The organism is Enterobacter asburiae (genome assembly GCF_024599655.1).
Classification (GTDB): Bacteria; Pseudomonadota; Gammaproteobacteria; order Enterobacterales; family Enterobacteriaceae; genus Enterobacter; species Enterobacter asburiae_D.
Window position 1 is genome coordinate 3038281 of sequence record NZ_CP102247.1, and the last position, 22738, is coordinate 3061018.

Below are 22738 nucleotides of genomic sequence, written 5' to 3' on the forward strand. Positions count from 1 at the left end.
AGATGATGCGCGTACTGGTTGTTGAGGATAACGCATTGCTACGCCATCACCTGAAGGTACAGCTTCAGGAGATGGGACATCAGGTGGACGATGCTGAAGATGCAAAAGAAGCCGATTATTATCTCAATGAACACCTGCCGGATATCGCCATTGTCGATTTAGGCTTGCCTGACGAAGACGGTCTGTCGTTAATTCGCCGCTGGCGCAGCCACGATGTCTCCCTGCCGGTTCTGGTTCTGACCGCCCGTGAAGGCTGGCAGGATAAGGTTGAAGTGCTCAGCGCGGGTGCGGATGATTACGTCACCAAGCCGTTTCATATTGAAGAGGTGGCGGCGCGCATGCAGGCGCTGTTACGCCGCAACAGCGGGCTGGCTTCACAGGTTATTTCCATCCCGCCTTTCCAGGTCGATCTCTCCCGCAGGGAATTAGCGATCAATGATGAAGTGATCAAGCTCACCGCCTTCGAATACACCATTATGGAAACGCTGATCCGTAACAATGGCAAAGTGGTGAGCAAAGATTCCTTAATGCTCCAGCTCTATCCTGATGCTGAACTGCGCGAGAGCCATACCATTGACGTGCTGATGGGACGTTTACGTAAGAAAATTCAGGCGCAGTATCCGCAGGATGTGATTACCACCGTCCGCGGTCAGGGCTACCTGTTCGAATTACGCTAAATGAAACGGATTTTACGCCACATCCTGCCCCTCTCGCTGCGGGTTCGTTTCTTACTGGCAACAGCCGCCGTCGTGCTGGTGCTGTCGCTCTCCTACGGCATGGTCGCCCTGGTGGGCTACAGCGTCAGCTTTGATAAAACCACCTTTCGGCTGTTGCGTGGCGAAAGCAATCTGTTTTATACCCTGGCGAAGTGGGAAAACAACCGAATCACCGTCGAAATGCCGGAAAACCTGAATCAGCAGAGCCCGACGCTGGCCCTGATTTATAACGAAAAGGGAAAGTTACTGTGGGCGCAGCGCGACATCCCCTGGCTGGTCAAAAGCATTCGTCCGGAGTGGCTTAAAACTAACGGGTTTCATGAGATTGAAGCCGATCTCAATACCACCAGCACGCTGATCCGCGAAGATCGCTCTATGCAGCAGAAGCTCAATGAAATTCGCGCTGATGATGCCGAGACGGAGATGACGCACTCCGTGGCGATCAATATTTACCCTGCGACAATGAACATGCCGCAGCTGACCATTGTGGTGATCGACACCATTCCGGTTGAGCTAAAACGCTCTTACAAGGTCTGGAGCTGGTTCGTGTATGTTCTTGCCGCCAATCTGCTGCTGGTGATCCCGCTGCTTTGGGTAGCGGCCTGGTGGAGCCTGCGGCCAATTGAATCTCTTGCCCGCGAGGTACGCGAGCTGGAAGAACATCATCGCGAGAAGCTGAACCCGGAAACGACCCGTGAGCTCACCAGCCTGGTGCGTAACCTCAATCGCCTGCTGAAAAGCGAACGCGAACGCTACGATAAATACCGCACCACCCTTACCGACCTGACCCACAGCCTGAAAACCCCGCTGGCCGTGATGCAAAGTACCCTGCGTTCCATGCGCAGTTCGAAGCTGAGCGTCGACGATGCCGAGCCGGTGATGCTGGAACAGATCAGCCGTATTTCACAGCAAATTGGCTATTACCTGCATCGCGCCAGCATGCGTTCCGGCAGCGCCCTGCTGAGCCGCGAGCTGCACCCGGTAGCCCCGCTTCTGGATAACCTCACGTCCGCCCTCAACAAGGTGTATCAGCGTAAAGGTGTGAACATCAGCCTCGATATCTCGCCAGAGATAAGCTTTGTGGGTGAAAAAAATGACTTCATGGAAGTGATGGGTAACCTGCTGGATAACGCCTGCAAATACTGCCTGGAGTTCGTGGAAGTGTCTGCGCGCCAGACGGAAACCGAGCTGCATATTATCGTTGAGGATGATGGCCCGGGGATCCCGCGCAATAAGCGTGACGTGGTGTTCGATCGCGGTCAGCGCGCCGATACGTTACGTCCAGGCCAGGGCGTAGGATTAGCCGTCGCGCGCGAGATTGTCGATCAGTACGACGGAAAAATCGAAACCAGCGAAAGCCTGCTGGGCGGCGCCAGAATGGAGGTCATTTTTGGTCGCCAGCAGCCCACATCGAACGATAGTTAACCCGTTATGTGAAAAATGCGAGGATCTCGCAGCCGGGGGGCTGAGCTTCCGTTATAATCCGAGTCAGTAAGAGCCTGCGGAATAAAAAAATTATGGATTATCACTTAACACTTAACTGGCCCGAGTTTATTGAACGTTACTGGCAGAAACGCCCGGTGGTTCTGAAGCGCGGGTTCAGCCATTTTGTCGACCCCATCTCGCCTGACGAACTGGCCGGTCTGGCCATGGAAAACGAAGTCGACAGCCGTCTTGTCAGCCACCAGGACGGGAAATGGCAGGTTAGCCACGGTCCTTTCGAAAGCTACGATCACCTCGGTGAAAACAACTGGTCGCTGCTGGTGCAGGCGGTCAACCACTGGCACGAGCCAACTGCCGCCTTAATGGGTCCGTTCCGCGCCCTACCCGACTGGCGCATGGACGATCTGATGATCTCCTTCTCCGTACCTGGCGGCGGCGTGGGTCCGCACCTGGACCAGTACGACGTGTTTATCATTCAGGGTACGGGCCGCCGCCGCTGGCGCGTGGGCGAAAAAGTGCCAATGAAGCAGCACTGCCCGCATCCGGATCTGCTCCAGGTTGACCCGTTTGAAGGGATTATCGACGAAGAGCTGGAGCCGGGTGATATTCTCTACATTCCGCCGGGATTCCCTCACGAAGGCTACTCCCTGGAAAACTCACTCAACTACTCCGTCGGGTTCCGCGCGCCAAGCGGCCGCGAGATGATCAGCGGTTTTGCCGACTACGTTCTGCAACGCGAGCTGGGCAGCTATCGTTACAGCGACCCTGATGTGCCTGCGCGCGAGCATCCGGCGGATATTCTGCCAGAGGAACTCGATAAGCTGCGCGGCATGATGCTGGATCTGATTAACGAGCCGGAGCACTTCAAACAGTGGTTTGGTGAGTTTATCAGCCAGTCTCGTCACGAGCTGGACGTTGCGCCGCCGGAGCCGCCTTATCAGGCTGACGAGATTTACGATGCGCTTCAGCAGGGCGATAAGCTGGCGCGTCTGGGCGGATTGCGCGTGCTGCGCATTGGCGAGGAGGTGTTCGTCAACGGCGAGAAGCTGGACTCTCCGCACCGTCCGGCGCTGGAAGCCATTGCCAGCCATCTGGTGCTGACTGCCGACACCTTTGGCGATGCGCTGGAAGACCCGTCCTTCCTCGCAATGCTGGCCGCGCTGGTCAACAGCGGGTACTGGTTCTTTGAGGACTGAGTCGTGATATTTGCCGGGTGGCGGCTTCGCCTTACCCGGCCTACAAAAGCACGATCCCGTAGGCCCGGTAAGCGTAGCGCCACCGGGCGTTTTTATCTCCGCTCCCCCGCTGCAAAATCCTCGATCTCTCCCGCCCAATCCGCAGGATACAACCCTTCCCGTACATCGCGATGAAACGTTGAATACGGCCAGTCGCTGACTTTGCTGACATAGCCATGCTTCACCGGATTGATGTAGACGTAATCCATATGCCGCCGGTAGTCCTCTTCGTTACGGACGGTGTGCTCCCAGAAGCGTGGCTGCCATATATGGCGCATGTCGATGTTGCGGCTAAATGTCTTTTTGATGTCGCGCCAGCGGGCCGAAAAGTCACTGTCGCCTTCCGGTAAGGTCCAGATACAGTGCATATGTTCAGGAAGGATTACCCAGGCGTTTATGGTAAAGGGCTTTGCATGTTTAACCGTTGAGGTGGCAGCACGCAGGCTGTCGATATGACGGGTAAGCAAATCGCTCTGGCGGTTTTGCAGGTTGACGGTGAAGAACCAGGTTCCACCCGGGACGTAGTGGCGACGATAGTTTGACATGGGCATTCCTTGCCTTAATGCCGGGTGGCGGCTGCGCCTTACCCGGCCTACATTATGTTCGTAGGCCCGGTAAGCGTAGCGCCACCGGGCATTTTCTTACCGCTTCGCGGTCAACTCCGCTATCCGCACAATCACCTTCACCGCTTTTTCCATCCCCTCCAGCGTCACAAACTCATGCTTGCCATGATAGTTGTAGCCACCGGTAAACAGGTTCGGGCACGGCAGCCCCATAAACGACAGCTGAGAACCGTCGGTGCCGCCGCGAATTGGCTTCAGCTGCGGTTCAATATCGCAGTCGCGCATCGCCTGCTGGGCGATATCGAGAATATGCGGATGCGCCATCACCTTCTCGCGCATATTGTAATAGCTGTCTTCAATGATCAGCTCAATATAGCAATCAGGGTGTAACCCTTTGCCCACCTTCTTGGCGATCTCCATCATCTTACGCTTGCGCGCCTCAAAGGCTTTGCGGTCGAAATCGCGGATGATGTAGTGCATCTGCGCGCTGTCCACGGTGCCTTTGATGCTGGTCAGGTGATAGAACCCTTCATACCCGTCGGTCTGTTCAGGACTCTCTTCCGCCGGGACTTCCGCATGAATGCGTGACGCCAGCGACAGCGCGTTCACCATGACGCCTTTCGCCGAACCGGGGTGAACGTTGTTGCCGACAATTTTGATCGTGACGGACGCGGCGTTAAAGTTTTCATACTCCAGTTCACCGACGCCCCCACCGTCAACGGTATAGGCCCACTGCGCGTTAAAGGCCTCCACGTCGAAGTGCTTCGCGCCCTTGCCGACCTCTTCGTCCGGCGTAAAGGCCACGCGGATATCCCCGTGCGGGATATTTTTCTCTTTCAGCACCGCCAGCGCGGTCATGATCTCCGCAATGCCCGCCTTGTCATCCGCCCCCAGCAGCGTTTTGCCGTCGGTGGTGATCAGCGTCTGGCCCAGCAGCTGGTGCAGCACCGGGAACATCACGGGCGAGAGCACTTCATCGCCAATACCCAGCGCAATGTCGCCGCCGCGGTAGTTTTCCACAATCTGCGGGTTCACATGTTTACCGCTAAAATCCGGAGAGGTGTCGACATGGGAGATAAAGCCAATCGCCGGAATATCGCCCTGGACATTCGCCGGCAGCGTTCCCATCACAGTGCCTTTCTCGCTTAACGTGACGTTGACCAGCCCCATGGTGTCAAGCTGCTCTTTGAGCAGGTTTAACAACTTCCACTGGCCTTCGGTGCTCGGCACCTGGCGAACACCCGGCTTAGATTGGGTATCCAGCGAAACGTACTGTAAAAAACGCTCAAGTAATTTATCCATGCAGTCACCCTCACTTTTTGTGACAACATTATCAATAAGCATCAAAACGCAAATATTGCGTCAGGTCACTTTTATCCCGCAAACGAGAATATTTTCCGTTTATATCGTTATGCGTTAATAAATGTAGCTTATGAATCAGTGACAAGGATTGGCGATTGCAGGGGATTGCCGTAGAATGTCCGCCCTCATTACGAGTCACCAAGGTGGTTACACACAAACCCCGCTTCAGTCTGCTGCCTGAGGCGTCTATATGGGACAGCGCAAAAATTGAATACACAATCCCGTTCACGTTCACCGCTGGTGCAACTGGAACGAATTCGTAAAAGCTTTGATGGCAAAGATGTCATTTCCGACCTCACGCTCACCATCAATGACGGTGAGTTTCTGACGCTGCTTGGCCCCTCTGGCTGCGGCAAAACAACCGTACTGCGCCTTATCGCCGGGCTGGAAAGCGTCGATAACGGCCATATCCATCTTGAGAACCAGGACATCACCCGGGTTCCCGCCGAAGATCGCCACGTCAATACCGTCTTTCAGAGCTATGCCCTGTTCCCGCACATGACCGTATTTGAAAACGTGGCGTTTGGTCTGCGGATGCAAAAAACGCCGGCGAACGAGATCGAACCTCGCGTCACCGACGCCCTGCGCATGGTGCAGCTTGAGACGTTTGCCCAGCGTAAACCCCAGCAGCTTTCAGGCGGCCAGCAGCAGCGCGTGGCCATCGCCCGCGCCGTCGTCAACAAGCCTCGCCTGCTCCTGCTGGATGAATCCCTCTCGGCGCTGGATTACAAGCTGCGCAAGCAGATGCAGAACGAGCTCAAAGCCCTGCAGCGCAAGCTCGGCATTACCTTTGTCTTCGTCACCCACGATCAGGAAGAGGCCCTGACCATGTCTGACCGCATCGTGGTGATGCGCGACGGCAAAATCGAGCAGGACGGCACGCCGCGCGAAATCTACGAAGAGCCGAAAAATCTGTTTGTCGCCAGCTTCATTGGCGAGATTAATATCTTCGACGCCACGGTGATTGAGCGTCTGGACGACCAGCGCGTGCGCGCCAGCGTCGAAGGACGCGAATGCAATATCACGGTGACTTTCCCCGTCGAAAAGGGACAAAAGCTCAACGTTCTGCTGCGCCCGGAAGATCTGCGCGTCGATGAAATTCACGGCAATACCGAGGCCGAAGGGTTAATCGGCTATATCCGCGAGCGCAACTACAAAGGGATGACGCTGGAGTCCGTTGTCGAGCTGGAGAACGGCAAGATGGTGATGGTCAGCGAATTCTTTAACGAAGACGACCCTGACTTCGACCACTCTCTCGACCAGAAAATGGTTATCAACTGGGTAGAAAGCTGGGAGGTTGTGCTGGCTGATGAAGAACGCAAGTAAATTCCAGAATGTGGTGATCGCCACGATCGTCGGTTGGCTTGTGCTGTTTGTCTTTTTACCCAACCTGATGATCGTTGCCACCAGCTTCCTGACCCGCGACGACGCTAGCTTCGTTTCGCTGGTCTTTACGCTGGACAACTACGCGCGCCTGCTCGATCCGCTCTATTTTGACGTGCTGCTGCACTCGCTCAATATGGCGCTGATTGCCACCCTTGCCTGTCTGGTGCTGGGTTATCCCTTCGCATGGTTCCTCGCGGGCCTGCCGCAAAAGGTGCGGCCCCTGCTGCTGTTTTTACTGATTGTTCCCTTCTGGACGAACTCGCTCATCCGTATTTATGGCCTGAAGATCTTCCTCAGCACAAAGGGCTATCTCAATGAGTTTCTGCTGTGGCTCGGGGTGATTGATACGCCGATCCGCATCATGTTTACCCCGAGCGCGGTGATTGTCGGCCTGGTCTATATCCTGCTGCCGTTTATGGTGATGCCGCTCTACTCCAGCATCGAGAAGCTGGATAAACCGCTGCTGGAGGCGGCAAAAGATCTGGGCGCTAACAAGCTGCAGACCTTCATCCGTATTATTATTCCGCTGACCATGCCCGGCATTATTGCGGGCTGTCTGCTGGTAATGCTCCCGGCGATGGGTTTGTTCTACGTGTCGGATCTGATGGGCGGCGCGAAAAACCTGCTGATCGGTAACGTCATCAAGAGCCAGTTCCTCAACATCCGCGACTGGCCGTTCGGCTCGGCCACCAGCATTACGCTGACGGTGGTGATGGGCCTGATGCTGCTGGTCTACTGGCGCGCCTCGCGCCTGCTGAATAAAAAGGTGGAACTCGAATGATCGGTCGACTGCTTCGCGGCGGTTTTATGACCGCCATTTATGCCTGGCTCTATATCCCGATCGTTATTTTGATCGTGAACTCGTTTAACAGCTCGCGGTTCGGGATTAACTGGCAAGGGTTTACGACCAGCTGGTACAGCCTGCTGATGAACAACGACAGCCTGCTGCAGGCCGCTCAGCACTCGCTGACGATGGCGATCGTCTCCGCCACCTTCGCGACGCTGATTGGCTCGCTAACCGCCGTGGCGCTGTACCGCTACCGCTTTCGCGGCAAACCGTTCGTCAGCGGCATGCTGTTTGTGGTGATGATGTCGCCTGACATCGTGATGGCCATTTCGCTGCTGGTGCTGTTTATGCTGCTGGGCGTACAGCTTGGCTTCTGGTCGCTGCTGTTTTCCCATATCACCTTCTGTCTGCCGTTTGTGGTGGTGACCGTTTTCGCGCGTCTGAAAGGGTTCGACGTGCGCATGCTGGAGGCGGCGAAAGATCTGGGCGCCAGCGAGATGACCATCCTGCGAAAAATCATCCTGCCGCTGGCGATGCCTGCCGTGGCGGCCGGATGGCTGCTTAGCTTCACCCTGTCGATGGATGACGTGGTCGTGTCCTCCTTCGTCACAGGGCCGAGCTATGAAATTCTGCCGTTGAAGATCTATTCCATGGTGAAAGTCGGCGTTTCACCTGAGGTGAACGCGCTGGCGACCATTCTGCTGGTATTGTCGCTGGTTCTGGTGATCGCCAGCCAGGTTATTGCTCGTGATAAAACAAAATCTCAGGGGACAATGAAATGAAAAAAATGCTCGCCGCTGCGGCGCTGGTGCTTGGCATGGGTGCCGCGCACGCTGATGACAGCAAAACGCTCTACTTCTACAACTGGACCGAATACGTGCCGCCGGGCCTGCTGGAACAGTTCACGAAGGAGACGGGCATCAAGGTGATCTACTCGACCTACGAGTCGAATGAAACCATGTATGCCAAGCTGAAAACGTACAAAGACGGCGCGTACGATCTGGTCGTTCCTTCCACCTACTTTGTCGACAAAATGCGCAAAGAAGGCATGATCCAGAAGATCGATAAAACGAAGCTGACCCATTTTTCAAACCTCGATCCGAAGATGCTCAACAAGCCGTTCGACCCGAATAACGACTACTCCGTTCCGTATATCTGGGGTGCGACCGCTATTGGCGTGAACAGCGAGGCCGTCGATCCGAAATCGGTGACGAGCTGGGCCGACCTGTGGAAACCGGAATACAAAGGGAGCCTGCTGTTAACCGACGACGCGCGTGAAGTGTTCCAGGTGGCGCTGCGCAAGCTGGGCTATTCGGGCAACACGACGGATCCGAAAGAGATCGAAGCGGCGTATAACGAGCTGAAAAAGCTGATGCCTAATGTGGCGGCGTTCAACTCTGATAACCCGGCTAACCCGTATATGGAAGGCGAAGTGAATCTGGGGATGGTGTGGAACGGCTCCGCGTACGTGGCCCGCCAGGCCGGTACGCCTCTTGAGGTGGTCTGGCCGAAAGAAGGTGGGATCTTCTGGATGGATAGTCTGTCGATTCCTGCCAACGCGAAAAACGTGGATGGCGCGCTTAAGCTGATTAACTTCCTGCTGCGCCCTGACGTGGCGAAACAGGTCGCCGAGACGATAGGCTACCCCACGCCAAACCTCGCGGCACGCAAGCTGCTGAAGCCTGAGGTAGCTAACGATAAATCGCTCTACCCGGATGCCGAAACCATCAGCAAGGGTGAATGGCAGAACGATGTCGGCGACGCCAGCCGCCTCTACGAAGAGTATTACCAGAAATTGAAAGCGGGCCGATAAACGGTATCGCGTTCTTCCTCGCGCCGCCTGTACGGCGTGAGGAAGGATTAACTGACCGCATTCTCCCCGGCCCAGACCGTCGCCTTTCTCATCGCCTCAACTACCTCCTCATCCGACAGCCCCAGCGCCTGGCGAACTCTGGTCGCCTCGTCCCACTGCTGCTGTTCATAGTACCGGCAAAGGCTCACCATATCGGCTAACCTTCCCTCCTGGTGACACAGCGCATTGCTCACGCTCTGCGGCACCGCAATTTGCTTCATCAACTCGGCCATCGGCACCTCAAGGAGGGTATCGAGCAGAGAAAACAGGCCACACATGAAGGCATTTTCAGCCAGCGCCGGTTCTTTCATCGTCTCAGCTATCAGCTCACAGAACTTGCCGCGCATCATACTCAACGGGTAAAGCTCGCTGACGGTGTCATTGCCCGCACTGGCGAGGACCACGACGGCAACAAACCGCCTCAGCTGGTTTTCCCCGAGGTATCTGAGCACTTCACTCAGGGTTAACTTACTGAAATTACATGCACCGATATGTTTAAATGCGGTGTGTTTCATGTAGCGCATGATCTTCCAGGACAGCGTGAGGTCGGTTTTAATCAACGACTCGACGATCCGAAAATCAGGCTTATTGCGCCCAACCTCCATTTGCAGCCGAAAAATTGCCAGCTGATTTTGCGATAGCCGTTTATATTTAATGACCTCCGGACGGCAGAAAAAATAGCCCTGAAACAGCGAGAATCCCTCTTCCCTGTATTGGTTGAATTCCTCTTTAGTCTCAATTTTTTCAGCGAGATATTTAATATGCCCGGTCAGATGTTTACGTTCTTTCAGATACGCTTTAATTTGCGCTAAGGAATAATTCCTGACGTCAAATTTCAGTATAGAAATATAGGGTAAAAAAGCATCCCATTCTGGAGCAAGGGTGAAATCATCAAGCGCAAACTGATAGCCGTGCGCATTCATCTCCCTGACGGCCTGCAGCAGTTCAGCCCCTGGCACAGCATCTTCAAGGATCTCAATGACCACGCTCTCTTTATCCAGCGCTTCTCCGCTGCGGTCAATGACCATTCGCGACGGAAAATTAATAAACGACGTATGCGCCCCGGCGATGCGCTGGGAAGGCACGCATAAAAACTGATCGGATATCATTCTGGAGGTGGCATATTCCGCCGACACGTCCGGAAAACGGTTTGTCATCCCATCTCTGAAGAGCAGCTCATAGGCCACCGTATTCATTTCAGGGTTAAAAATGGGTTGTCGCGCAATAAATCCGTACATATCCCATCCTCCTCTACAACTTTATTATTTATTAGCATCCTCTTTCTACACGACGATAACGAGCATTATCGAGCACTATTTTGATTGAATGCACAAAATAAAAGCATCCACACTAATTAACGGGATTTATATGTTCAGGATTTAAATTAAATATACCTGGCGATCTACAGAAAGAGGAAAAAATATCCGATAAGGAATAGGTGCCTGCCCGACATGCACAATATTACGGGAGAAGAGAATGAAAGACGCCATGGTCCGAAGACAAAAAATAAGAGTCAAGACGTTGATGCTATTGTCCATTTTCCTCACCGTGACGGTGGGCTTTACGGCAACGATCGGGTTTATGATGTGGCAGTGGATGGCGCAGCAGGAGGTTCTGGCCAAAAAACATATCCGCCAGATTGCCGAGGTGCAATCGATGCAGGTCAGCAAACAGCTGGATTCTGCCCTGACTGCCGCCCGGGACATGGGCAACAGCGCCCTGGCGCTGCGCGAGGCGGGGGTATCCGATCGCCAGAGCCTGAACCAGCTGCTCATTCACTATCTGTCGGCTCATCCACAGTTTCTCTCTATGTCGATGGCCTTTGAGCCCAACGCGTTCGACGATAAAGATGCCGCCTGGGCCGGTCAGAGCGGTGAAGATCCTGCCGGGCGCTATGCCCGCTACGTTGACCGGGATGCCACCGGCAAACCGGCATTACACCTGCTGACGGACATCGAAACCCCCGGCAGCGGTGATTACTATCTGCTGCCGAAACAACGGCATAAAGATGTGATCATCGAGCCCTATATTTATCCCTACAACGGCGTGGACGTGATGCTCACCTCGATTGCCGCCCCCATCATGCGCGACGGTCAGTTTCTGGGCTCGGTCACCTCTGATTTCTCCCTCGCCACGCTGCAATCGACCATTGGAGCGATTAAACCGTGGAACGGCACAGGCTACGCCCTGCTCCTCTCCGCGGGTAATAACGTGGTATCCAGCCCGGACAAGCGAGCGGCAGGCAAGCCTTACGCCGGTCAGATTACCGGTCATGACGTCACCCGGGTAAGCGATCCGCTGCTGAAGGAGGACGTGTTCATCACCTGGCAGGACATCGCCGTCGGTAACAGCCAGACGCCGTGGAAACTCGCCATTATCACGCCGGTCAGCGAAGTGATGGCCGAAGCGCGCGCATTTTTACTGAAAGCCATCGTCCTGATGGTATTAAGCATCGTGGCTGTTAGCCTGGTCATGGCGCAGATCTTTACCCGCAAAGTTGACCGTCCGGTGGGGGGTGAACCTTCGGAAGCCGCCGGGATCGCCCTGGCCGTCGCCCGGGGGGATCTGAACAACCCCATCCCGGTGCGTTCCGGGGATACCCACAGCATTTTTTATGCCCTGCACACGATGCAGATGCAGCTCAAGCGCATCGTCGACAATATCAGCGAAGCCAGCCATTCCGTACACGGCGGCACCAGCGAAATTTCGGCGGGCAACCTTGACCTCGCCTCGCGAACCGAAGAACAGGCGGCTGCGATTGTTGAAACGGCAGCCAGCATGGAAGAGATTTCGGTCACGGTGAAAAATAACGCCGACAACGCCCATAAGGCGACCACGCTGACCGATCGCGCCGCGAGCCTCGCCGGGCATGGCGAAACGCTGGTAAACGACGTGGTCGTGGTGATTGGGGAGATTGATGAGAGCGCGCGTAAGATCGGTGAGATTAACAGCATTGTCGATGGCATCGCCTTCCAGACCAATATCCTGGCGCTGAATGCTGCCGTTGAAGCGGCGCGAGCTGGCGAACAGGGGCGCGGCTTCGCGGTTGTCGCAGGGGAAGTGCGCAATCTTGCCCAGCGAAGCGCCAACGCGGCAAAAGAGATCTCTCAGCTGATTGCCGAGTCCTCAGGCCGCGTAAGCAAAGGCGTTGAGCTGGTCAATGAAACCGGGGTGATGATGAAACAGGTGATTGAAGCGGTATCGCATGTGCATCTGGTTATCAACGATATCGTTCAGGCGCTGGACGAGCAAAATCGGGGGATTAGCCAGGTCAGCACCGCCGTTAACCAGATGGACAGTACAACCCAGCAGAACGCCTCACTGGTTCAGCAGATCTCCGCGGCGGCACTCTCGCTGGATGAGCAGGCTAAATCGCTCGAGAAGACGCTGGCGTTCTTCCATTCATAACTAAACGGGCACCCGCTTGACGGGTGCCCGTTTTCTCTCTTACCGCTACAGCCCTTTCAGCAGCTTGTCGACAAACTCCGGGACGACCGTGCTTGCCAGACCGTAGTGTTTCTCTTCAAACTCGCTGCCCACCTGGCTTGGCTCAAGGTTCAGTTCAACCGTATGCGCACCGTGCAGTCGCGCTTCGTGGACAAACCCCGCCGCCGGGTAAACATGACCGGATGTGCCGATGGCGATAAACACGTCGGCCATCGCCAGGGCGCTGTAGATCTCATCCATGCCCAGCGGCATTTCGCCGAACCAGACCACGTGCGGACGCAGGCGCGACGGGAACTGGCAGCAGTGGCACTTATCCTCTGGCAGCACGTCTTCTTTCCAGTCCAGCACCTGGCCGCTCCAGGCGCAGCGAACCTTGAGCAGCTCGCCGTGCATGTGAATGATGTTCTTGTTACCGGCCCGCTCGTGCAGGTTGTCGATATTCTGCGTGACCAGCAGAAAACGATCGCCGAGCTCCTCTTCCAGCTTTGCCAGCGCCAGATGCGCCGCATTCGGCGCAACTTCAGGCTGCTGAAGCTGACGACGGCGGGCGTTGTAAAACGCCTGCACGAGATCCGGGTCGCGGGCAAAGCCTTCCGGCGTGGCCACATCCTCCACCCGGTGCTCTTCCCACAGCCCGTCCGCCGCGCGGAAGGTTCGAATTCCTGACTCGGCGGAGATCCCCGCCCCGGTCAGCACCACCACTCTGGGTTTATCCATCGCTTCTGGCATCATTCTGTCTCTGAAAAAGATCCGCTGGCGCAAGCGCTCACGCAAGCGGCGTTTGTTTTTGCGAAAACGGCTGAGTCGACCCTGGCGACGCGACAGCATAGAAACCTCGTAAACTAATCGGTGAGATGAAGGAATGCGGCTCCGCGCATGCCTCCTGCGTCCCCGTGTCGCGCGCGTTCAATACGCGGCACGCGGGCAACCGGCAATAAATGTCGGGGCAAACGCCCGGACAACCGTTCCGTAATCGCGGTAAAGTTTGAAAGCCCTCCTCCTATCACCAGCAGATCCGGGTCGACGATGGTGAGAATATTTCCCAGACATACCGCCAGCAGATCCAGATAGCGCTCGACGTGCTCACGCGCCTGCGCATCACCTTGCTCCCACAGGGTAATGATTTGAGGGGCCTCAAGTTTCTGATGATAGAAGTGTTCGTAAAGCCATGCAAACCCGCGGCCGGAGAGATAGTTCTCAATACAGCCGTGCTGGCCGCAGCCGCAGCGGGTCAGCGGGAAATCGCGCCCCACGACTTCCAGGGCATCCACCGGGAGACGGATATGACCAAATTCGCCGGTGATGTAGCTTCGCCCGGTAATGGGCTTGCCGTTGATGACAATCCCCCCGCCGACGCCGGTACCGAGGATCAGCCCCATCACCAGCGGATACTGACGGAACTCATCGTCCCAGGCTTCGGAGAGCGCAAAGCAGTTGGCATCATTGTCTAAACGCACGTCGCGTTCAAGGAGGGCAGAGAGATCGGCGCGGAGAGGTTTACCGCTGGCGGCAGGCACGTTGGCGGCATACAGCGTGCCGTCGTCCGTTTCGGGCATACCCGGAATGCCGATGCCGACGCTGCCTTTGACGCCAAAGCGTTCATCGGCTTGCGCCACCAGCGCGGCAATCGCGGTTAAAAATTCGTCGTAGCTTTCGCGCGGCGTGGGAACGCGGGTTTCCCACTGCAGCTTGAGGTCTTTATCAAACACGCCGAGCGCAATCTTGGTGCCGCCAATATCAAATCCGTAATACATAACGCATTCCTCTTTTAACCTGGCGGCCCGAAAGCCGCTAGATCATGACGTAATTACTGGCCACTTAATACCCTCGCCGGATCAATTCGGCTTGCGCGACGCGCCGGATACCAGCTTGCCAGCAGACTCAGTAAAAGTGCTGTAACCAGCACATAAAAAACGTCCAGCCAGTGCAGTTCAGACGGCAGGAAGTCAATAAAGTAGATATCACCCGACAGGAACTGGTGGCCGATAAGCTTTTCGATCCCGTTGATAATCGGCGTCAGCTGCAGGGAAACCACCACGCCAATCACCACGCCGCACAGGCTGCCGAACAACCCCGCCAGCAAACCGTACCAGACGAAGATGGCGCGAATAAGACCGTCTTTCGCCCCCAGCGTACGCAGCACGGCGATGTCGCCGCTCTTGTCCTTGACCGCCATCACCAGCGTGGAGACGATATTAAAGCACGCCACACCAATCACCAGCACCATCGCCAGATACATAATCGCGCGGATCATCTGGATATCACGGTACATATACCCGTAAGTGCCGATCCAGCTCTTGATATAGACATAGTTATTGGTCACGCTGCCCGCGTCGCGTACCAGCTTGTTGGCGTTAAAGACGTCGTTCACCTTGATGGCAATGCCCGTCACGCTGTCGCCCATATCGAGATACTGGCGCGCATCTTCCATCGGCACCATCGCAAAGCTGTGATCGAGCTGACCGCTCAGCTGAAGAATACCGGTGACGTGCAGGCGCACGCGCTTAGGCTGCTGCAGCTTGTGGTCTGCGCTGGCGTTCGGGATCATGATCGACACCCAGTCGCCCTGCTTCACCTTCAGGGCATCGGCAACGCCTTTACCCATGATGATCTGCTGCTCACCGGCCTTAAAGTTGGCCCACGCGCCGTTCTGCACATAGTTTGGCAGCGCGCTGAGACGCGCTTCCTGGGCGGGGTTGACCCCTTTTACCTGAATGGCGCGCAGGTTTACCCCGCTCTCCACCAGCCCGGTAAAGTTGATGTAGGGCGCGGCCGCGGCAATGCCCGGCACTTTTTCAACTTTGTTGAGCGCATCGCTCCAATTTGTCCACGGCTGGTTAACCGGCTCGATCTCCCCGTGCGGCACCACCGCCAGAATGCGGTTATTCAGCTCGCGCTCAAAGCCGTTCATGGCGCTTAAGCCCACAATCAGCACCGCCACGCCCAGCGCAATACCGATGGTCGAGATGACGGAGATCAGCGACACCATGCCGCCGCGACGGCGGCCGCGGCTAAAACGTAAACCGATGAGTAACGATAACGGTGACGCCATTACTCTGCTCCCATCAGGGTCAGTTCCGCGTTCAGATGGCCGTCGCGCATCTCAAGCTGACGCCCCATGCGTTTTGCCAGCTGCAGATCGTGGGTCACGACCAAAAACGCGGTGCCCTGCGAGGCGTTCAGCTCGCCCAGAAGCTGGAAAATACTGTCCGCATTGCGGGCATCCAGGTTACCGGTAGGCTCATCCGCCAGCACCAGACGCGGGTTGTTGACCAGCGCACGGGCAATCGCCACGCGCTGGCGCTCGCCGCCGGAAAGCTCAGAGGGACGATGGTTACCGCGATGGCCCAGCCCTACCGCTTTCAGCATGTCGCTGGCGCGAGCGTTAATTTCTGCCGGTTTCTTTTTGCCAATCAGCAGCGGCATCGCCACGTTTTCCAGCGCCGTGAAATCCGGCAGCAGGTGGTGGAACTGGTAGATAAAGCCCAGCTCGCGGTTGCGCAGCTCGGCCTTCGCCGCGGAGGACATTTTGCTCATCGGCTGGCCGGAGAAAATTACGTCACCTTCGGTTGGCGTATCCAGCCCGCCCAGCAGATGCAGCAGCGTACTTTTGCCCGAGCCGGAGCTGCCGACAATCGCCATCATTTCGCCTTCGCCCACGCTGAAGCTCACATTGTGCAGCACGTCGGTTTGCACAGTGCCTTCCTGATAGCGTTTGGACAGGTTGTCGCATTGCAACAGGATCTTATTCATAACGTAAAGCCTCAGCGGGTTGAGTGGCGGCGGCGCGCCAGGAAGGATAAAGCGTAGAAAGCAGCGCAATGGCCATCGCGGCCAGCGCAATACCGACCACCTGCAGCGGCTCGATAGCCACCGGCAGCGCCGCGCCGTCAAGCAGCGCGCCGATGATCGGCATTAAGTTATTAAGCTGGCTGGCAAGCAATGCCCCCAGCACGGCACCGAGCAGCGCGCCGATGATACCGGCACTGGCCCCCTGCACCATAAACACCGCCATGATCTGGCGCGGCGTGAGCCCCTGTGTTTGAAGAATGGCGACTTCGCCCTGCTTCTCCATCACCATCAGGCCCAGCGAGGTGATGATGTTAAATGCGGCCACGGCCACGATCAGGCTCAGCAGCAGCCCCATCATGTTTTTTTCCATCCGCACAGCCTGGAACAATTCGCCTTTGCGCTCGCGCCAGTCCTGCCATTTGGTGCCGTCCGGCAGTTTTTGCTGGCTGAGGGTATCGACCTTCAGCGGCGCGTCGAGCCACAGGCGCCAGCCGGTGATGTTCCCTGCCGGGTAGCGCATCAGGCGTGAAGCATCCTGAATGTTAACCAGCATCTGGTAGCCATCGACTTCGCTGTTGGCGGCAAAGGTACCAATCACGTTGAACAGGCGCTGGCTTGGCAGGCGCCCCATCGGCGTAAACTGGCTGGCAGAAGGCACCATCACGCGCAGCTGATCGCCACGGTTGACGCCAAGCTGGCCGGCAAGCTGTTCACCCAGAATCACGTTGTATTTTCCGGCTTCCAGATCGGTCTGCTTCACGTTAACCAGATACGGCGTCAGCGGATCGTTTTGCGCCGGGTCAATACCCAGCATCACGCCGACCGCCACGCTGCGGGCGCTTTGCAGCACCACGTCGCCGGTCGTCAACGGCGCAACGCGCGTGACGCCCTGTAACTTCGCCGCGCTTTCCGGCAGCTGTTGCGGGTTAACCGAACCGTTGGATGATGAGAGAACGGCCTGCGGCATCAGCCCCAGGATATTGTTTTGCAGCTCGCGTTCGAAGCCATTCATGACGGAAAGCACCGTCACCAGTGCCATCACGCCAAGCGTAATGCCAATAGTCGAAAGCCAGGAGACAAAGCGACCGAAGCGGTCCGCGGCGCGCCCACGCATGTAACGTAAGCCTATGAAGAGTGCGACAGGTTGATACATGAAATCCGTCTGTTTGCTGATAGCAGACCCACGAGTATATAAGCGAATCCGTTAAGCGTAAATGACTGAAACAGTAAGCTTTGGTAATCATTTTTCCGAAAAATTCAGATAAATCAGGGTGCTATTGTCTGAATACTCGCCTCGCAACCTCCACCTTTTCCGAAAAACCTCCTGATACAGACTGTTACCCATTACATCCTGGTGTCGTTTTACAACAATTGCTCGTTCGTTTATGGCAATAAGGTAGTGGCGAACAATGAAGCAAAAAGCATTATGGATTAACCAGATAAAAGGGCTGTGTATCTGCCTGGTGGTTATCTATCATTCGGTTATCACGTTTTATCCGCATCTGATCGGGCTGCAACACCCGCTCTCCGGCCTTCTCGCCAAATGCTGGGTCTATTTTAACCTCTATCTCGCACCGTTTCGTATGCCGGTCTTCTTCTTTATCTCCGGCTATCTGATCCGTCGTTATATTGACGAGGTGGACTGGCGAACCAGTCTCGACAAGCGGATCTGGAGCATTGTCTGGGTTCTGGCGCTGTGGGGCGTCCTGCAATGGCAGGCGTTGACCCATCTGAACGCCTGGCTGGCGCCCGAGCGTGAGCTTGCCACCTCGTCGAACGCGGCCTACGCCGACTCGTTCTCAGGCTTTGTGCTGGGGATGGTCACCGCCAGCACCAGCCTGTGGTATCTGTATGCTCTGGTGGTCTACTTCACGCTGTGTAAACTGCTGAGCCGCTGGAAGCTGCCGGTACTGGCACTGCTGGCGCTGGCAAGCATCGCGATTAACTTCCTGCCGCTGCCGTGGTGGGGAATGAACAGCGTGGTACGCAACATGATCTACTACAGCCTCGGGGCGTGGTATGGCGCAGAGCTGATGGCGTGGATGAAAAGCGTCAACCTGCGCCGCATCTGGCTGGCAACCGGCGCTTTCGCCGCCGTCTCCGTGGTGCTGTGGTTTGCTAACGTTCCGCTGCTGCTATCACTGCTGTCGATTGTGCTGATCATGAAGCTGTTCTACAGCCTCGAGCAGCGCTATGCCGTTCACCCGAACAATCTGCTGAACGTGATTGGCTCAAACACCATTGCGATTTATACCACCCACCGTATCCTGATTGAGGCCTTTAGCCTGTTCCTGATTGGCGAGATGAATGCCGCCTCGTGGCCGGTCTGGGCAGAGCTGGGCTTAATTCTGGTCTACCCGTTTGCCAGCCTGCTTGTTTGTTCCCTTGCCGGGCTCGGGGTGCGTAAAATCTCTACCGCGCTGTTTGGGGACGTTTTCTTCTCTCCTCCGTCTACGCTGACCCTGTCACCTTCAACGCGTTAATGCCCTCTCCGCCCCCGTTTCGGGGGCGTTTAGCCCTGCCGTGCGGTTACGATTTGCTTATGTAAAACGATCGAGGATAATAAAGACATTGCGTATCAGTGATATGCCCCAATACTGTTGGTATATCCATAAGAGACTCTGACATAGCCATGCCTGAACACTATCGTTATTCCTTACCTGTCAAAGCGGGCGACCAGCGCCAGCTGGGTGAACTCACGGGCGCGGCGTGCGCCACGCTGGTGGCGGAAATCGCCGAGCGTCATCCAGGCCCGGTGATTCTGGTTGCCCCGGATATGCAAAACGCCCTGCGCCTGCACGATGAAATTCGCCAGTTCACCGATAGCCTGGTGTTCAGCCTGGCCGACTGGGAAACGCTGCCGTATGACAGCTTCTCTCCGCATCAGGAGATTATCTCCTCGCGCCTGTCGACGCTCTATCAACTCCCGACCATGCAGCGCGGCGTGCTGATTGTGCCGGTAAATACCCTGATGCAGCGCGTCTGTCCGCACAGCTATCTGCACGGTCACGCGCTGGTGATGAAAAAAGGCCAGCGCCTGTCCCGTGATGCCCTGCGCGCGCAGCTTGACGGTGCCGGCTATCGCCACGTCGACCAGGTGATGGAGCACGGGGAATACGCCACCCGCGGCGCGCTGCTCGATCTTTACCCGATGGGCAGCGACCAGCCGTATCGTCTGGACTTTTTCGATGATGAAATCGACAGCCTGCGCGTATTCGACGCCGACACGCAGCGCACGCTGGAAGAAGTGGAGTCCATCAACCTGCTGCCCGCGCATGAGTTCCCTACGGACAAAACCGCTATCGAACTGTTCCGCAGCCAGTGGCGCGATAGGTTCGAGGTGAAGCGCGACGCGGAACATATTTATCAGCAGGTCAGTAAAGGCACGCTTCCTGCCGGGATCGAATACTGGCAGCCGCTGTTTTTCAACGAGCCGCTGCCCGCCCTGTTCAGCTACTTCCCGGCGAACACGCTGATTGTTAACACCGGGGATATCGACGCCAGCGCCAGCCGTTTTGAAAGCGAAACCCGCGCCCGCTTTGAAAACCGTGGCGTTGACCCAATGCGTCCGCTGCTGCCGCCGGAAGCGCTGTGGCTGCGCACCGACGAGCTCAACGCCGAGCTGAAGCGCTGGCCGCGCATGCAGCTGAAAACCGATTCGCTTGCCGATAAGGCCGCCAACACCAACCTCGCCTTCCGGACGCTGCCGGACCTGGCCGTTCAGGCGCAGCAGAAATCCCCGCTGGATAATCTGCGCAAGTTCCTGGAGTCCTTTACCGGCCCGGTGGTGTTCTCCGTAGAGAGTGAAGGCCGCCGCGAAGCGTTAGGCGAACTGCTGGGACGCATTAAGGTGGCACCGAAGCGCATCCTGCGTCTGAGCGAAGCGACCGGAAACGGTCGTTACCTGATGATTGGTGCCGCCGAGCACGGGTTCATCGACACGCTCAACAACCTGGCGCTGATTTGCGAAAGCGACCTGCTGGGTGAGCGCGTCGCGCGCCGCCGTCAGGACAGCCGTCGGACCATCAACCCGGACACGCTGATCCGTAACCTGGCCGAGCTGCATCCTGGCCAGCCGATTGTCCACCTGGAACATGGCGTTGGGCGCTATCAGGGGATGACCACGCTGGAAGCGGGCGGCATCAAAGGTGAATACCTGATGCTGACCTACGCTAACGATGCCAAACTGTATGTCCCGGTCTCCTCCCTCCATCTGATCAGCCGCTACGCGGGCGGTGCCGAAGACAATGCGCCGCTGCACAAGCTGGGCGGCGATGCCTGGGCGCGCGCGCGCCAGAAGGCTGCGGAAAAAGTGCGCGACGTGGCAGCCGAGCTGCTGGATATCTACGCCCAGCGCGCGGCCAAACAGGGCTTCGCCTTTAAGCATGATAAAGAACAGTACCAGCTGTTCTGCGACAGCTTCCCGTTTGAAACCACGCCGGATCAGGCCCAGGCCATCAACGCCGTGCTGAGCGACATGTGCCAGCCGCTGGCTATGGACCGCTTAGTCTGCGGCGACGTCGGCTTCGGTAAAACCGAAGTGGCGATGCGCGCCGCCTTCCTTGCGGTCGAAAACAACAAGCAGGTTGCGGTGCTGGTGCCGACTACCCTGCTCGCTCAGCAGCACTTCGACAACTTCCGCGACCGTTTCGCCAACTGGCCGGTACGTATCGAGATGCTGTCGCGTTTTCGCAGTACTAAAGAGCAGACCCAGATCCTCGAACAGGCAAGCGAAGGCAAAATTGATATTCTGATCGGCACCCACAAGCTGCTGCAAAGCGACGTGAAGTGGAAAGATCTGGGACTGCTGATCGTCGACGAAGAGCACCGCTTTGGGGTGCGCCACAAAGAGCGCATCAAAGCGATGCGCGCCGACGTCGATATTCTGACCCTGACCGCGACGCCTATCCCGCGAACCCTGAATATGGCGATGAGCGGCATGCGCGATCTGTCGATTATCGCCACGCCGCCGGCGCGCCGTCTGGCGGTAAAAACCTTTGTCCGCGAGTACGATAATCTGGTGGTGCGTGAGGCCATTCTGCGTGAAGTGCTTCGTGGGGGACAGGTCTACTACCTCTACAACGACGTGGAAAATATCCAGAAAGCGGCGGACAGGCTGGCGGAGCTGGTACCGGAAGCGCGCATTGCTATCGGTCACGGGCAGATGCGCGAGCGCGAGCTGGAACGGGTGATGAACGACTTCCACCACCAGCGCTTTAACGTGCTGGTTTGCACCACCATCATTGAGACCGGGATCGACATTCCGACGGCGAACACCATCATCATAGAACGCGCGGATCACTTTGGTCTGGCGCAGCTTCACCAGCTGCGAGGCCGCGTCGGCCGTTCGCACCATCAGGCGTACGCCTGGCTGCTGACGCCGCATCCGAAAGCGATGACCACCGACGCGCAAAAGCGTCTGGAAGCCATCGCCTCGCTGGAAGACCTCGGCGCAGGCTTTGCGCTGGCCACGCACGATCTCGAGATCCGCGGTGCCGGCGAGCTGCTGGGTGAAGACCAGAGCGGCTCCATGGAAACCATCGGCTTCTCGCTCTATATGGAGCTGCTGGAGAACGCGGTCGATGCCCTCAAGGCCGGGCGCGAGCCGTCGCTGGAAGATCTCACCAGCCAGCAGACCGAGGTCGAGCTGCGTATGCCTTCCCTGCTACCGGACGATTTCATTCCGGACGTGAATACCCGCCTCTCATTCTACAAACGCATCGCCAGCGCGAAGAAGGAGAACGAGCTGGAAGAGATCAAGGTTGAGCTGATCGATCGCTTTGGTCTGCTGCCCGATGCGGCAAGAAATTTGCTGGACATCGCGAGACTACGCCAGCAGGCGCAAAAGCTGGGGATCCGCAAGCTCGAAGGCAATGAAAAAGGCGGCGTGATTGAATTCGCCGAGAAGAATCACGTCAACCCGATGTGGCTGATCGGCCTGCTGCAAAAACAGCCGCAGCATTTCCGTCTGGATGGTCCAACCCGTCTGAAATTTACCCAGGAGCTGACGGAGCGCAAAACCCGTATGGACTGGGTGCGTAACTTCATGCGTCAGCTGGAAGAGAACGCAATCGCATAACCTCCATTCCCCCTGTTAGCCCAGCGCTACGGGGGGACAATTTACAAACTCTTTGCACTTCACCCGATCTTCCCGA

Annotated in this window: 18 protein-coding genes; 10 read left to right on the top strand and 8 right to left on the bottom strand. The window is 56.7% G+C overall.

The window, feature by feature from the left end; translation table 11 throughout:
* Positions 1-5 precede the first annotated feature (5 nt).
* From phoP to NQ230_RS14490, 3 genes are all read left to right on the top strand, one after another.
* Positions 6-677 (top strand): two-component system response regulator PhoP, encoded by a 672-nt coding sequence (phoP, locus tag NQ230_RS14480; RefSeq protein WP_028019015.1) that lies wholly within the window; start codon positions 6-8, stop codon positions 675-677.
* Positions 678-2141, top strand: a complete 1464-nt coding sequence (gene phoQ, locus NQ230_RS14485) for a two-component system sensor histidine kinase PhoQ (RefSeq protein WP_159513891.1) — start codon at positions 678-680, stop codon at positions 2139-2141.
* A 92-nt stretch (positions 2142-2233) separates the two neighbouring features.
* A complete protein-coding gene (locus NQ230_RS14490) occupies positions 2234-3355 on the top strand; it encodes a ribosomal protein uL16 3-hydroxylase (protein ID WP_257258048.1) in 1122 nt (373 codons plus the stop codon).
* Between the two features lie 92 nt (positions 3356-3447).
* Here the strand turns inward: NQ230_RS14490 and NQ230_RS14495 are convergent, their stop codons facing one another.
* The gene (locus NQ230_RS14495) at positions 3448-3939 is read right to left on the bottom strand and encodes an REP-associated tyrosine transposase (RefSeq protein ID WP_257258049.1); all 492 of its coding nucleotides are present in this window, start codon (positions 3937-3939) and stop codon (positions 3448-3450) included.
* 96 nt (positions 3940-4035) lie between these two features.
* Positions 4036-5259 (bottom strand): peptidase T, encoded by a 1224-nt coding sequence (gene pepT / locus NQ230_RS14500; protein WP_257258050.1) that lies wholly within the window; start codon positions 5257-5259, stop codon positions 4036-4038.
* Positions 5260-5496: 237 nt separating this feature from the next.
* Between pepT and potA the strand changes: the two genes are divergently transcribed.
* The 4 genes from potA to potD are packed head-to-tail and all read left to right on the top strand — an operon-like array spanning position 5497 to position 9305.
* The gene (potA, locus tag NQ230_RS14505; RefSeq protein WP_257261345.1) at positions 5497-6645 is read left to right on the top strand and encodes a spermidine/putrescine ABC transporter ATP-binding protein PotA; all 1149 of its coding nucleotides are present in this window, start codon (positions 5497-5499) and stop codon (positions 6643-6645) included.
* Positions 6629-7486, top strand: a complete 858-nt coding sequence (gene potB / locus NQ230_RS14510; protein ID WP_257258051.1) for a spermidine/putrescine ABC transporter permease PotB — start codon at positions 6629-6631, stop codon at positions 7484-7486. The genes potA and potB overlap by 17 nt, the downstream gene beginning before the upstream one ends.
* On the top strand, positions 7483-8274 hold the full coding sequence (gene potC / locus NQ230_RS14515) for a spermidine/putrescine ABC transporter permease PotC (protein WP_121425911.1): 792 nt from the start codon (positions 7483-7485) through the stop codon (positions 8272-8274). Before potB ends, potC begins: the two co-directional genes overlap by 4 nt.
* Positions 8271-9305: a spermidine/putrescine ABC transporter substrate-binding protein PotD gene (gene potD, locus NQ230_RS14520; protein ID WP_121425910.1), complete on the top strand. Its 1035-nt coding sequence runs from the start codon at positions 8271-8273 to the stop codon at positions 9303-9305. Before potC ends, potD begins: the two co-directional genes overlap by 4 nt.
* Positions 9306-9352: 47 nt before the next feature.
* Here the strand turns inward: potD and NQ230_RS14525 are convergent, their stop codons facing one another.
* Positions 9353-10582 carry an EAL and HDOD domain-containing protein gene (locus NQ230_RS14525; RefSeq protein ID WP_121425909.1) on the bottom strand — a complete coding sequence of 410 codons (1230 nt, stop codon included), beginning with the start codon at positions 10580-10582 and terminating at the stop codon, positions 9353-9355.
* 238 nt (positions 10583-10820) lie between these two features.
* On the opposite strand from NQ230_RS14525, the gene NQ230_RS14530 reads away from it, so the two are divergent.
* On the top strand, positions 10821-12752 hold the full coding sequence (locus tag NQ230_RS14530; RefSeq protein WP_257258052.1) for a methyl-accepting chemotaxis protein: 1932 nt from the start codon (positions 10821-10823) through the stop codon (positions 12750-12752).
* A gap of 45 nt (positions 12753-12797) precedes the next feature.
* On the opposite strand, the gene cobB is transcribed toward NQ230_RS14530, so the two are convergent.
* Genes cobB through lolC form a run of 5 tightly spaced genes read right to left on the bottom strand, consistent with a single transcriptional unit; the run spans position 12798 to position 17736 of the window.
* A complete protein-coding gene (cobB, locus tag NQ230_RS14535) occupies positions 12798-13619 on the bottom strand; it encodes a Sir2 family NAD+-dependent deacetylase (RefSeq protein WP_121425907.1) in 822 nt (273 codons plus the stop codon).
* Between the two features lie 14 nt (positions 13620-13633).
* On the bottom strand, positions 13634-14545 hold the full coding sequence (nagK, locus tag NQ230_RS14540; RefSeq protein ID WP_048979230.1) for an N-acetylglucosamine kinase: 912 nt from the start codon (positions 14543-14545) through the stop codon (positions 13634-13636).
* Positions 14546-14598: 53 nt separating this feature from the next.
* Positions 14599-15843 (bottom strand): lipoprotein-releasing ABC transporter permease subunit LolE, encoded by a 1245-nt coding sequence (gene lolE, locus NQ230_RS14545; RefSeq protein ID WP_257258053.1) that lies wholly within the window; start codon positions 15841-15843, stop codon positions 14599-14601.
* Positions 15843-16544 (bottom strand): lipoprotein-releasing ABC transporter ATP-binding protein LolD, encoded by a 702-nt coding sequence (lolD, locus tag NQ230_RS14550; protein WP_010429765.1) that lies wholly within the window; start codon positions 16542-16544, stop codon positions 15843-15845. Before lolD ends, lolE begins: the two co-directional genes overlap by 1 nt.
* The gene (gene lolC, locus NQ230_RS14555; protein ID WP_032668182.1) at positions 16537-17736 is read right to left on the bottom strand and encodes a lipoprotein-releasing ABC transporter permease subunit LolC; all 1200 of its coding nucleotides are present in this window, start codon (positions 17734-17736) and stop codon (positions 16537-16539) included. Before lolC ends, lolD begins: the two co-directional genes overlap by 8 nt.
* A 256-nt stretch (positions 17737-17992) precedes the next feature.
* Between lolC and NQ230_RS14560 the strand changes: the two genes are divergently transcribed.
* Positions 17993-19066, top strand: a complete 1074-nt coding sequence (locus NQ230_RS14560; RefSeq protein WP_257258054.1) for an acyltransferase family protein — start codon at positions 17993-17995, stop codon at positions 19064-19066.
* A gap of 149 nt (positions 19067-19215) precedes the next feature.
* Entirely contained in the window at positions 19216-22662 is a 3447-nt protein-coding gene (gene mfd / locus NQ230_RS14565) for a transcription-repair coupling factor (RefSeq protein ID WP_257258055.1), read from the top strand.
* Positions 22663-22738 lie beyond the last annotated feature (76 nt).